Here is a 13,403-nt window from a genome sequence, read left to right as displayed (position 1 = left end):
CGTTGCAAAAACGAGCAATAGATTATACTTCAATAAAAACTATTAGACGGGGTTTTATCCAGATAGCACTGGTTTGTCCTGATTTACCTCTTCATTCCTTATAGGGGTTCTTTGCAGGAAGGTACGAAATTTCCCACAGACCCCATATAACCCTTTACCAGTCTAGGTTTTAGCTAATAAATTGATTTTTTCATTGCTTACCAATTTTTTTATAAGTTCTTGTAAATTAAGACATTCATGATCGTTATAAAATTCATAAATTCCAATCAAATTAACATGTAGCCATGCAACGGGGGATAGACGAATTATTTTCAAACATTCTTCCTCCATTTTGTTCTGTTTGTAATGCTCATAAAGTCCAGTCAGAAGGGATGCATTGTAAAAAATAATACAGTTGGACAGTAATCGTGCGCATTCGTTATTAATGGTTAGCTCAATCTCGGTTTTTCCAGCTAATTTCCTGCTACTAATCCTTGCGATAGCGGCTCTGAGCTGGTGGTATGACTCACCCCGATTTAAAGAACGATGAACTGTTTTACGCATCCCTTCATCATCAATATAATCAAGCAGGTACAGTGTCATGATGACTTGATCCAGTTCTATCAATGCCCGTAACGTATCATTAGATTGGTATGACGATAATTTTTTGACAATAGTACTTTGGCTGCTCTTTTTCAGTCCCAATGTTGCCATGATTCTTAAAATATTGTCCCACTCTTTAATGATTAACTGCACATTCACTTTCTTACTTGGTTTTACCAGAAGTCCTTCATAATCCTTTGGATCATCAAAACTGACCAGGTTATTCCTCGCTTTTTTATCCAACTGGGTAAATCGTGGCATAAACCGGTATCCGAAAAGAAAGAGTATGATGAAATTCACGCGGTTTATACTGTGCATGTCCCCAGATATAGCGGCGATTTCAATATCGCTTGTATTACTATTGAGCATATCAAACAGATAATGGCTTTCATGCTCGTTTGCACCGATAATTTTAGTACACAGGGGTAACCAGTTCGCGCATAAGGTGTAAGCAGATACACCTTGCCCAAACCCAAAATATTTTGTTGAAAATCGCGCCATAATGGAGTTGAATTTTGTCTCAAGCTTTTGGCCGTCTATGCTCGCATGAATTCCGTAATCAGCAAGCGTATATTTTTCAAATATGGGGAGTTTCTTCAAACGATTCATAACCACATCACTGGCTTGTGTTAAGGTCATGTGTCGAATAAAATCAGCGTAAGTTGACTTGAGGTCATGCTCTTTAACATCGCTAATGTCTTTCATTTTGTCAATATCAATACCAGTGCCCTTAGCAACCAGACAGGCCGACAATACAGACTCATCGACTTGCTTTTTACTGCCTGATGGCAATATATGAGTAAATTTTTTCATAAAGTCTGTCTGGCTATGCGTAAACTGTATAATTTTAGCAATACTGGTTAGGGGCATGTTTTCATAAAAAGGATTATTAACACCATCATCTGATTTTTTATAAGGTAAAGTCCAACGAATTACCTCTCCTTTTTTATTGTGCTTCAGTTTGATTTTTTTGTTTTCGCCAGAAGTAATCTTATCATTGACCTCTTTGTAGCGCGGCCCTAATCGGCTTTCAAGCTCTTTAAGAAGGTCGTTGATATTATTTGCCAGCAGCTTATTCTCCAACTGTTTAATGATAGATTTCTTGTTTTTATCCCAGTCTTGCTTTGGGTGCAGCTCATCATTTAAGGCACGGTACGATAAGCTATTATAAATGGTGACTGATCCTGACTTGATGCCCTTTTCAATCTGAAGGTACAGCATTACTTCGTATTTGTCTGCATCAATGCACTTTGTTTTTTTGCTGGTTGTACCCAATCTGATTTTTTTAATAACATGGCGTCGCAACAGCTTGGGTATAAATTCAATTGGAATATCTTTGAATTGATAAGAGCTGAACACTTTATTACTGGCATAGTGTCCCTTCAAAAAGGTAATTGCTGCTTGTAGTTCCTTGTTTTTGCTCTGAAAATCCAATGCCTTAAATGCAGCACGTGTATTAAGCTTAATTGTAGGTGCTATTTTTTTATAGTATTCCCAGCGATAAAATTCGGGTGTGAAATTTGGTTTTTTTATTTTTCGTATAAACTGTTGAAATTTTTCTTGAGGCACAATCTCATAGGCTTTTGTTCGTATGGCGTTGTCTGCAACTTTCTTATTATTTACCAGCGATAAAATCGCAGCGGCAGTATCACGATGATCTTTATCATCATCCTTGGCATTAAGTATTGCTTCGGCTTGGTACTCTTCTGCTTCACCTGCGTAGAGATTCACTTTGTGAGTAAAGCTGCTGATTATATGATCACTTATTTTTAAATAACGATTGTACGCGTAACACATGAGATACAATCTGGATAAATTCTTTTGTTTCATAGCGCGTAATCCGTAAACCGTGTGGTATACAGCCAAGTCAGCATAGTGGATTATATTTTGCTCTGAAATATCCAGTTCTTTGATGATTTCAATGGATTTTTGATAGAGCGATGAGAGAAATTGATGCTTTTTGACGGAAGCGTTAATCTCTGCTGTTGTAAAATCTTTCTGGTCTTTTTTTAAAGTCGTCAATTGATAAAACAACTCATCTTTTTCCAGGAACTCAGCCAATAGTTCCCTGAAAGGCTTGTCCATTAAGGTATATATCTTGTTACTTAATCTATTTTTTTCATTGTTTAGTGCCTCAGAAACCATTTCTTGCAATGTAGTATAGGATGGCCTAATAATCTTATGCTGATGGAAGTATTCCAGAAGAGAATCAAACACGTATTTTGGCACAGCATGCTGCTTCATCAATTCTCTGGCATAACGCAGTGCTTTATCTTTGTGATGACTCGAATAAATAGATGCATTATATTTTTTCAAAATGGCGTTACGATTATCATAGTGATGCCGCTTGCTTACTTTTGTTTTGGGAAATTTTTCTGAAGGAAAATATGTCTTGATTACATACCAGGTATCCTGTCTGTTCCCCTGAAACGTGATATGGTGAAAATAGTTTGTGATTCTAAAAAATCCAATTTGCAGAATATAATTGATCTTTTTGGGAACGTTATCAAATGAGTTAAGGTATGCTTTATCCTCTTCATCTAGCTCAAACACAAACGGACGGTCCTCATCTTCCAAAACAGGTATTGTGTAGAGCTTATTAAAATCGTCATCAGAGAGTATGTTTAGTCTGGCCATAACCTTCGTTTTAACAAAAACCAAATTGTATCATAAGCGATCATATAAGACCATATAAAATGCTATTGTGATATTATTGATAAACACCTTAAGAGAAAAATCAGTAAAAATAGAGTGAGCATTGTATGATTTATGGGTACGTTCGGGTGAGCACCCAAGAGCAAAACGTGGATAGCCAAAAAAACAGTATCAGTCGCTACTGCATCGATCACAAACTGATGGTTGATGAATGGATAGAGCTTGAAATGTCATCGCGCAAATCGACGGCATTACGACGTATTGATGAACTGTTGAGTAAACTACAACCTAATGACGTGGTTATTGCCTCAGAATTATCAAGGCTTGGGCGATCTATCAAGGAAACGCTCAATACAATAGAAATAATCATAAAAGAGAAGCAATCTCGACTCATTCTTATTAAGCAAAATCTGGATTTAAATCCCAGTGATTCCAGTAATATGAGCAATAAAATACTCATCACCGTATTTTCGATGTTAGCTGAATTAGAACGCGATTTTATTTCAGAACGAACTAAAGAAGGGCTTCGTGCCCGTGTTGCCAAAGGAATTAAACTCGGCAAACCCAAGGGTAGCATACAGGCATCTATGTATGATAAAGACCGGGAAAAAATTTTCAATCTTTACCAATTGGGCGTGCCTTTACAAAAAATCATTGAAATTCATCTTGGGTATGGGAAGTATTTATCCCTTAGGGACTATATCTGTAAACGTAGATTGGATGAAAAGAAATAGAATTGAGGCAGTCTTGATGGAATTTATGAATTTTATAACGATCAGGAATGTCTTAATTTACATGATCTTATAGAAAAATTAGTGAGCAATAAAAAAATCGATTTATTGGCTGCAGCCTAGACTGGTAAAGGGTTATATGGGGTCTGTGGGAAATTTCGTACCTTCCTGCAAAGAACCCCAACCAGCTTTCTGCTGAAGAAGTCAAATATAGTAAGGATGATTTATCGATTTTATCAGCGTATTTCAGGGAGAATATTAATCGCTATGGTGTTTTTGATTTGTCCAGGTCACGACAGACAATGCCATTACAGTTTGGTATTAATAGAGATTAAAAATTGAACATGACCCTTTTTTACCAAGATCCCGGCCGGGGGTCATTATCTGGATTATTTGGATCTCGAGAGGCATTCAGTATGGAGACTTGGGCTTGATAAAAAGGTACATATAATTCTTGGAGCTTGCCCCACTCATGCTGTAGCTTTGGATTATCTAATTGGCGCATCACCCGATCCCACTGGCCTCTAACACGATTGATTTCATTCCATATATGTGCAAAATACACTTTGTCCTTGGGGTCTCCGGTCATGGCCCAATGTTCAAGAATATCTTGAGCTTGATAAATTTGGCTATCAAGGATTGGTGGTAAATTTTCACGATGAATTTTATGGGTCAGCGCAATGACACAATTTACTCTGGGCAGTAACAGCATAATTAATATCAATAAAGGCAAACTCAGTGCCATAAATCCTATAACTAATCGAGCCCCCATTGTAATTACAAAACTTCGTTTATTGATTTTGTTTTCCATAAATTATTCCTATCCCCTATTCCTTAGGATTAGCAAGAATGATGATGCACTATGAGAATATATTTTAATCACACCATGTTTTTGCTTCCCAATAAGGCGCATTGGCATTCTTATTAAAACTCTAATAAGTTGAAGAACTACAAAGACCTTCTTTATTTAAAGTTTCCTTATGTTCTGTTTGTAAGGTCGTGTGCCTAATCTTAAACTGAGAGAATAAAATGTTCTGAACGTTCACTCTTATAGGCTTCTCCTCTACATTGGAAGCAACAACAAGATGTGCTGTGAGACTGATTTTATCACTAGTAATCGCCCAAACGTGTAAGTCATGTACACCTAAAACTCCTTCTACCCCCATCATATGCGCTTTAATTTTTTCTAGATTAACTCCAGATGGCACCCCTTCTAGAAGAATATTCACCGTTTCTTTCAAAAGAACCCAAGTGCGGGGTAATACCCACAAACCAATTACTACCGCCACAGCCGAATCAACCCAACTCCAACCCAAAAAACGAATGATGAGTGCCGCCGCAATCACCCCTAAAGAGCCTAACATATCACTCCACACTTCAAGATAAGCACTTTTAATATTTAAACTTTTATCTTTTTCTGAAGAAAGAAGCGACATGGAAGCCAAATTGACGACTAAACCCATGCTGGCAATAATAAGCATTCCTAAAGAATAAATCTCAGGAGGTTGTTTGAGGCGCTGATAAGCCTCAAACAGTATATAAAGAGCAACTACAAAAAGAAGGGCCGCGTTAAATGCTGCTGCTAATATTTCAAATCGATAATAACCAAAGGTGCGGCGCTCATCTGCAGGACGTTTACTAATCCGAATCGCAATTAAAGCAATAATGAGTGCGGTCACATCCGTGAGCATGTGTGCCGCATCGGATATTAACGCTAAACTTCCTGTGATAATACCCCCAACTACTTCAGCAATTAGAAAACCACCCGTTAGCAAAAGAGCAGACCAAAGTAACCGCTCTTTTGAAGATTTTTTGACATCAGAAAATACGTTTTTACCCATTACTTCTCCTTATCACCGGCCACTATTTTAATTTAAATGAAACCCCATGGAGGAAAATCGCTGTAATGATAAGAAAAGTAATTAAGGCAACATAAAATTGAATGGTTTTCTTCTGTTTTAGAAATAACAAGGTAAGGCCGATCAATATGAGAATTACGAGACCTAAAGAACCTAAAAACCATCCATTGGTAAACATGATGTATTCCTATTTAGTTGTTCTTGTTTTGATGTACATGCCCACCCTCGCCACCAAATCCACCCTCATAGCCACTTTCAGGATGAGTTTGAGCAGGCGTTGTCTTGGGAGTACACGCTGACAAACCAAAACCCAACATACCAATCAACACCATCATCTTAAATCCATTAGTATTCATTATTTCTCCTTAAAAACGAGGCACATATCATTAACACTCTTCATATCGTAACATAATGAATAATAGAAGATAAATGAGCCTTATCTAACTCTCCAAAATTTTCATTTTACATCCTACCAAAAAGATTCATTTTTTAAGATTTTTTAGAAAATCAAGCAATTGTAATGCATCCATTTTGGATATGGGTTTTTTAAAATAAATCCTGCTGCCCTGAGATTGGTGCTCCTCGTTATGTTTAGAAGTCAAAATGATCGCGGTCGTCTGTTCATTGAATACCGAATTTTTTTGTATGTGGTCAATCAGCTCATAGCAATTTAACTTGTTATCCACTAAGATAAAATCATAAGCTCTCATAAAGGCCAGTTCTATTGCCGATTCATCATCCCAAGCCATATCCACCGAATGCTTGTACTCTAATAAATGTGCACGAATGATAATACGAGCGCCTAATGAAGATTCCACCACTAAAAAACGTAAAGAATGAGCACTATCTTGCTCATTAGGAATCCAGTCATTCATCATTCACCCGATTCAAAGATAAAACTACCAAGTCACTCATTAACCTTTCATTTCCTGATATTCAGAATGCCCCTTGTGCGAGTTAAGTAAGCGCAAACCATTCGCAACAACAATTAAGCTTGCACCCATATCAGCAAATACTGCCATCCAAAGCGTTGCTACTCCTCCCAAGGCCAGAATAAAAAACACCCCTTTTATGGCAAGGGATAACGTAATATTTTGGCGAAGAATACGCGCTGTTCTTCGGCTTAAATCAATGTATAAAGGAAGCATGGCTAAATTATCGTTCATTAACGCCACATCCGCCGTTTCTAAAGCGGTATCGGTGCCTTTCCCCATCGCAAAACTAATCGTGGCTTTAGCCAAGGCAGGGGCATCATTGATTCCATCACCGACCATTCCCACTATTTTATACTGCTCCAAAAGGCGATTAATTGCTTGTAATTTTTCAGTAGGCAAGACATTTGCTTGCACCTCATCAATCCCCACTTCCTTGGCAATAGCTTGAGCGGTCAACGCATTATCCCCCGTTAACATCGCCGTTTTAAGTCCTTGTTGATGCAAGGTGTCAATTGCCCATTTGCTCGTAGCACGAAGCGTATCAGCCACCGCAAATACTGCCAAAACTACGGCTGAATTACTCAATATAACCGTCGTTTTCCCTTCTTCTTCCAAGCGTTTGAGTTCTTGCTCTACAACAAGAGAACATACCTTATTGTCTTCTGCTAATTGATGATTCCCAACGTAATAGAGTTCTTGACCAATAATGCCTTGCACCCCTCGACCGGGAAGTGCTGAAAATTGCGTTACTTCAAGTAAGGACTCATTTAGTTCATTGTTCCGCCAATACTCCACCAAAGCATGGGCAACGGGATGCTCCGAATGACTATCAAGGCTTGCCGCAAGTGCTAATAAGTAGTCTTTTGATTGTGTTTTATCGTAAACGATAAAATCAGTCACTACAGGTTTTCCTTCGGTTAAGGTGCCTGTTTTATCCAACGCAATTAATTTGAGCTGATGCCCCATTTCTAAATAACTGCCTCCTTTAATCAGAAGACCGTGCTGTGCCGCTGAAGCCAACCCGCTGACTACTGTCACCGGTGTGGAAATAACTAAAGCACAAGGACAGGCAATCACTAATAATGTTAAGGCCTTATATACCCAGTCATAAAAAGGGTAGCCAAACACCAAAGGAGGAATAAGTGCAATAAAAAGCGCAATCAAGACCATAATTGGGGTGTAATATTTTGCAAACTGGTCGACAAATCGTTGCGTTGGCGCGCGTTCACTTTGTGCCTGCTCAATGGCTTTACCAATTTTAGCAAGCAACGTATCACCTGAAGCCTTACTGACCCTAACCTCAAAAGCTCCGTGCTCATTTAAAGTGCCCGCAAACACCCCATCACCTACATACTTGCTTACCGGCATGGACTCCCCTGTAATGGGCGCCTGATTGACCGTGCTTTGTCCCGATATCAATACCCCATCAAGAGGTATACGCTCACCAGGTTTTACTTTAAACACTGCACCGACTGCGACTTCTTCTACAGGCAAAGTCTGCCATTGACCATTATCCATCTTAATCTGAGCCACCTCAGGCGCAATTTGCATGAGACTGCGGATGGCCAAGCGTGCCTTATCCAGAGAATACCGCTCGATGCGCTCAGCAAGGGCAAATAAGACGGTGACCATTGCGGCTTCTGGCCAGGCTCCTATAAACAGTGCTCCTGTGATGGCAATCAACATTAAACTATTAATGTTCATGGCTTTGGTGCGCAACGCAAGCAAACCCTTTTTAAGAGTAGGTGGGCCGCTTAAGATTATGGCCAGCACCGCAGGAAGAATAACCCAAATTGATTGCTCACTCGCCCAGAAATACGCCGTTAATTCAGAACCAAGCGCTAAAAAACCTGCCAAAGCAATAAATGGCCATGAGGAATCCACTCGCCTCTTCTCTTCTGTTGCTGAAGAGGTACTGCCCTGAGTGCGCACACTCATGCCCAATGCTTCGATTTGTTTTTGCAATACATCAATAGCAGCAAGTCGATGGTGCACGGTCACCTCTTCTGCAATGAAATTAAAGTCCAACTGCTCCACTTCAGGAACTGCCTCTAATTGCCTCCTGATTAATTGCTCTTCAGACGGGCAATCAAGGCCTGCAACAAAAAAAGTGGTTAAGGTGAGCGGCTTTGTCATAATGAGCTCCCACATTGGCCGCAAAATTTCGCCCCTGCAGCAACAGTGGCGCCACAAGCGCATTGAGTATTCTCAAGGCCACTACCACATTGACTGCAAAAGCGCGACCCAGGAGCAAGAGAGCCCTTACAGCGTGGGCAGCTCAACCCTCCTGATTCAGGATTATTGGAGTAGTTACCGTGTTTGCTTCTTTGACCATGATGAGATTTTCCATATCCACCAGAGTGGCCACCAAGATAATTGCCAAGCATTCGTTTTAAAAAACTCATGTTAATTCTCCGTCTCTTCAGTAAAGTGTTTGAGCATGTCTGCAAGAATACAACGCACATGGACGTCATAAATGCTGTAGTAAATATGTTTGCCATCGCGATTGGCCATTAGAAGCCTGGCTGAGCGCAATAAACTTAAATGATGGCTGGCTAAGGGCACTGAAAGTTGCAATTGTTCCGCCAATTCCGAAACTGATTTAGGTCCTTCAAAGCAGACTATAAGGAGCTTTAGGCGATTAGGCTCGCCCATCAAATGTAAGATATCGCTTAAGGTAATGATTTGGTCTTGAGTTAGCATCATCAGTCAAACAGTTAAATAAGTATTTAACTATTAATATAGCCAAATACATGGTTTTGTCAAATCACTATATCCCGAGTTGTGTTGCACTTTATGTAGACAATTAATTTCATATCGTTAGCAAAGAGGAATAACAACTATTTAAAATGAGCGTCTCATTAAAGACAGCGCATGCTGTTAACGATTGCAACACTTTAATGGTTTTATCTACTTTTCCTTTTTAATGAATGAGATGCTTCCGGCTCTTTCCAAAATAGCAGCATCGACTAAATCGAAATTATCGGTATTTAACCTCTGTCGTAATTGTTCTAACAGATCATTTTCACTGATACTGAAACGACGCATGTTATTATAATTGAATGTTCCATTTTCTATTAGGTAATGAGAACATCCTTTAAATAGAAACCCGATACCCTTAAAATAAAAACAGAGTTTAGATAATATAAAGTGGAATATTATCAGCGTGATCAAACCTTCTACAGTAAGTCCCAATGAGTTTGCCCCTACAATCCCCCTGCTGATCAACCCTCCAGAAATGGTAATGATTAAAAAATCTAACGGAGTATTTAAACTAAACCGATGATTGGTAAAACGGATACATAGCACACTTAAAACAAATAGAATCAAACAACGGATCCAGGCACAAATATATCCCTGACCACTATTAATCCAATCAATATATTCCATCAATTATCCTTACAAGTGCGTTACAGACAGCTCATGTGGGACGGAAAATTTCTAACTGTTTTAGCCATGAAACTCCCTATTCTACTTATTGGTGCGATGATTTTTATAAAATCGCTACTTACTCAGAACTTTTTTTCTTCGCTCATGAAATAAGTAATACAAGCCTGGTAACACGAGTAAGGTCAAAAAGGTGGACGAGATGATGCCACCGATAACCACAGTTGCCAAAGGTCGTTGCACCTCAGAGCCCGTACCCGTGGCTAAAGCCATGGGAACAAAGCCCAGTGACGCCACTAAAGCCGTCATGAGTACTGGGCGAAGCCTTGCCAGCGAGCCTTGTAATACCGCATCTTTTAAATAAAATCTTTTTTCTTCACGCAATTTATTGATAAAAGTAATCATCACCAAGCCATTTAAAACGGCAACCCCTGATAGGGCAATAAACCCCACGCCTGCTGAAATCGACAATGGAATTCCACGAAGCCATAAAGCAAACACCCCGCCCGTTAGGGCCAGCGGAATGCCAGAAAAGACTAATAAAGCATTTTTAACACTACCAAAGCTCATAAATAAGAGCAAGAAAATGCCCAGCAAAGTAATAGGAATCACAATTTGTAAGCGCGATGAGGCTGATTGGAGCTGCTCAAACTGCCCGCCCCAGGTTATCCAATAGGCACTGGGTAGTTTAACGTTTTGTTCAATACGCTGCTTGGCATCCAGGACAAATGAACTTAAATCACGTCCACGTACGTTGGCACTCACTACCACGCGACGCTTACCGGTTTCACGGCTTATTTGGTTGGGGCTTTCACTACGTACCATTTTGGCGACTTCACTTAAGGGAATGAAGTGCCGCAGGCTATCTTTAGAAGGCGGTAAGGGGATAAACACTTGCCTTAGTACATCGGTATCCATGCGTTGTGACTCCGGCAGTCGCACCACAATGTCAAAGCGCTTATCACCTTCAAAGAGCTCGCCGCCCTTCTTGCCACCCGTAGCAATAACAATGGCATCTTGTACCGTACCAATTTGTAAGCCGTACCGCGCCAAAGCATCGCGATTAATCTCCACGGTCAATAAAGGAAGACCACTGACTTGCTCAACTTTTACATCAGCGGCTCCCGGTGTTTTTTCAAGTTGCGCATCAATTTGTTCGGCAATTTTTAATAAAACCTTCAGGTCATCGCCAAACACTTTAACGGCCACATCACTACGCACCCCAGAAATAAGTTCGTTAAAACGCATTTGAATCGGTTGGGTAAATTCATAATTATTGCCGGGTATTTGCTTTATGGCTTCTTCAATTTCCTGTACCAATTCTTGTTTGGTTTTCTTAGGATTGGGCCAGTCTTTACGCGGTTTTAACATAATAAATGTATCGGCGAAGTTCGGTGGCATGGGATCGGTGGCTACTTCTGCAGTACCAATCTTGGCAAAAACATTGTTCACCTCAGGAAATTGTTTCACCCGTTTTTCGACCATATCCTGCATGGCAATGGATTGAGTAAGGCTCGTACCAGGAATACGCATGACCTGCATGGCAATATCCCCCTCGTCAAGGCTTGGAATGAACTCACCGCCCAGACGAAAAGCAATCAATAGACTCACCAGAACTAATGCAACTGCTGCCCCAATCACGCCAATTCGCGCATGAAAGCAACGCCTTAAAACCCGTTCATAGCCTTGTGAAATATAATGTACCAACCAGTTTTCTTTTTCTTGAACGCGACCATTTAGAAAAATGGCAACTGCTGCTGGAACGAATGTTAAGGCAAAGAGCATGGACGCCATCAGGGCAATAATGACCGTTTCAGCCATGGGTAAAAACATTTTCCCCTCCACACCGGTAAGGGTTAGGATGGGTAAATACACCACAGTAATGATAAATACCCCGAAAATACTGGGGCGAATAACCTCGGTCGTGGCATAAGCAATTACTTTTAGTCGCTCTTCAAGGTTTAATAAACGCTTGACCTCATGCTGTTGTTCACCCAAATGTTTGATGCAATTTTCAACAATAATCACCGCCCCATCGACAATCAAACCAAAATCAAGTGCGCCTAAGCTCATCAAATTGGCACTGATTTTATTAGTGACCATGCCGGTAATGGTCATGAGCATGGATAAAGGAATGACCATTGCGGTAATTAAGGCTGCACGAATATTGCCTAGAAATACAAAAAGAATGATACAAACGAGTAGGGCCCCTTCGAGCAAATTATTTTTCACGGTATTAATGGTGGCATTCACAAGCTCAGTACGGTTGTAGACCGTAACCGCCTCAACCCCTTCAGGAAGGGATTTGTTGATTTCTTTCATTTTGGCAGCCACACGCTCAGAAACAGTGCGGCTATTTTCGCCCAGGAGCATAAACACCGTTCCCAAAACCACCTCTTGACCCTCTTCAGTTGCAGCCCCCGTACGAAGCTCTTTGCCAAGCGCCACATCAGCCACATCACGAATACGAACCGGTGTGCCCTCAAAGCTTGCCACCACAATATTTTCAATATCAGGAATGTTTTGCACTTGTCCTGGTACGCGAATTAAATTTTGTTCGCCATTACGCTCAATATAGCCTGCGCCCACGTTCGCGTTGTTACGTCGAAGTGATTCGACTACATCGGTTAGGCTTAAGTTGTAACGTACTAATTTTGCGGGATCTGGAGTGATGTGAAATTGCTTCTCATAGCCACCGATGGTATTGACCTCGGCAACGCCCTCTACATTGCGCAGCTGCGGCTTGATAATCCAGTCCTGCACCGTGCGAAGTTCCATGGGGTTATATTGTTTTTCTTTAGGAAGATTAAATTTATTGGTCACCGTATACATAAAAATCTCGCCAAGCCCCGTGGAGATAGGACCAAGGGAGGTTTCTACTTCCGGTGGCAACTTATCTTTTACTTCTTGCAAACGCTCATTAATTAATTGACGCGCAAAATAGATGTTGGTGCCGTCTTTAAATATCACAGTTACTTGCGATAATCCATAACGAGAAAGAGAGCGGGTGTAATCCAAATTAGGCAAGCCGCTCATGGCAAGCTCAATAGGAAAGGTAATGCGTTGCTCTACCTCATACGGTGAATAGCCAGAGGCTTGCGTGTTGATTTGTACCTGCACATTGGTAATGTCGGGTACTGCATCAATAGGCAGTTTTTGAAAGTTATACACGCCAAAAAGAGCCAGCAACAAAGTAAACAACAGGATAAACCAGCGGTGTTTGAGTGAAAATCGTATGATTTTTTCCAGCATGT

General features: G+C 40.4%; 12 protein-coding genes. 1 reads left to right on the top strand and 11 read right to left on the bottom strand.

Annotation, left to right across the window (positions count from 1 at the left end; all coding sequences use genetic code 11):
- Window positions 1-162: 162 nt before the first annotated feature.
- Window positions 163-3,219: a Tn3 family transposase gene (locus OQJ26_RS11750; protein ID WP_247359132.1), complete on the bottom strand. Its 3,057-nt coding sequence runs from the start codon at window positions 3,217-3,219 to the stop codon at window positions 163-165.
- A gap of 125 nt (window positions 3,220-3,344) precedes the next feature.
- Between OQJ26_RS11750 and OQJ26_RS11745 the strand changes: the two genes are divergently transcribed.
- Entirely contained in the window at window positions 3,345-3,971 is a 627-nt protein-coding gene (locus OQJ26_RS11745; RefSeq protein ID WP_110540140.1) for a recombinase family protein, read from the top strand.
- A gap of 352 nt (window positions 3,972-4,323) precedes the next feature.
- Here OQJ26_RS11745 and OQJ26_RS11740 read toward each other — a convergent pair whose 3' ends face one another.
- The 10 genes from OQJ26_RS11740 to OQJ26_RS11695 all read right to left on the bottom strand — a co-directional run bounded on the left by OQJ26_RS11740 (window position 4,324) and on the right by OQJ26_RS11695 (window position 13,401).
- Window positions 4,324-4,779, bottom strand: coding sequence for a hypothetical protein (locus OQJ26_RS11740; protein WP_265703966.1), 456 nt, complete (start codon window positions 4,777-4,779; stop codon window positions 4,324-4,326).
- 121 nt (window positions 4,780-4,900) lie between these two features.
- Window positions 4,901-5,809 (bottom strand): cation diffusion facilitator family transporter, encoded by a 909-nt coding sequence (locus tag OQJ26_RS11735; RefSeq protein WP_265703965.1) that lies wholly within the window; start codon window positions 5,807-5,809, stop codon window positions 4,901-4,903.
- Between the two features lie 22 nt (window positions 5,810-5,831).
- Window positions 5,832-6,005 carry a hypothetical protein gene (locus OQJ26_RS11730; RefSeq protein WP_265703964.1) on the bottom strand — a complete coding sequence of 58 codons (174 nt, stop codon included), beginning with the start codon at window positions 6,003-6,005 and terminating at the stop codon, window positions 5,832-5,834.
- A 13-nt stretch (window positions 6,006-6,018) separates the two neighbouring features.
- Complete coding sequence (locus OQJ26_RS11725) at window positions 6,019-6,183, bottom strand: hypothetical protein (protein ID WP_265703963.1); 165 nt, start codon at window positions 6,181-6,183, stop codon at window positions 6,019-6,021.
- A gap of 126 nt (window positions 6,184-6,309) precedes the next feature.
- Window positions 6,310-6,705 (bottom strand): response regulator, encoded by a 396-nt coding sequence (locus tag OQJ26_RS11720; protein ID WP_265703962.1) that lies wholly within the window; start codon window positions 6,703-6,705, stop codon window positions 6,310-6,312.
- 36 nt (window positions 6,706-6,741) lie between these two features.
- Entirely contained in the window at window positions 6,742-8,898 is a 2,157-nt protein-coding gene (locus tag OQJ26_RS11715; protein WP_265703961.1) for a heavy metal translocating P-type ATPase, read from the bottom strand.
- Window positions 8,895-9,167 carry a zinc ribbon domain-containing protein gene (locus OQJ26_RS11710; RefSeq protein ID WP_115222852.1) on the bottom strand — a complete coding sequence of 91 codons (273 nt, stop codon included), beginning with the start codon at window positions 9,165-9,167 and terminating at the stop codon, window positions 8,895-8,897. The genes OQJ26_RS11715 and OQJ26_RS11710 overlap by 4 nt, the downstream gene beginning before the upstream one ends.
- 1 nt (window position 9,168) lies before the next feature.
- The gene (locus OQJ26_RS11705) at window positions 9,169-9,465 is read right to left on the bottom strand and encodes an ArsR/SmtB family transcription factor (protein WP_115222851.1); all 297 of its coding nucleotides are present in this window, start codon (window positions 9,463-9,465) and stop codon (window positions 9,169-9,171) included.
- A 207-nt stretch (window positions 9,466-9,672) separates the two neighbouring features.
- Window positions 9,673-10,152: a DUF421 domain-containing protein gene (locus tag OQJ26_RS11700; protein WP_265703960.1), complete on the bottom strand. Its 480-nt coding sequence runs from the start codon at window positions 10,150-10,152 to the stop codon at window positions 9,673-9,675.
- A 114-nt stretch (window positions 10,153-10,266) separates the two neighbouring features.
- Window positions 10,267-13,401 (bottom strand): CusA/CzcA family heavy metal efflux RND transporter, encoded by a 3,135-nt coding sequence (locus OQJ26_RS11695; protein WP_265703959.1) that lies wholly within the window; start codon window positions 13,399-13,401, stop codon window positions 10,267-10,269.
- Window positions 13,402-13,403: the final 2 nt, after the last annotated feature.

Source organism: Legionella sheltonii (assembly GCF_026191355.1).
GTDB classification, from domain to species: Bacteria; Pseudomonadota; Gammaproteobacteria; order Legionellales; family Legionellaceae; genus Legionella; species Legionella sheltonii.
Note: the sequence above shows the minus strand (reverse complement) of the source record. Positions and strands in the feature narration are given on the sequence as shown.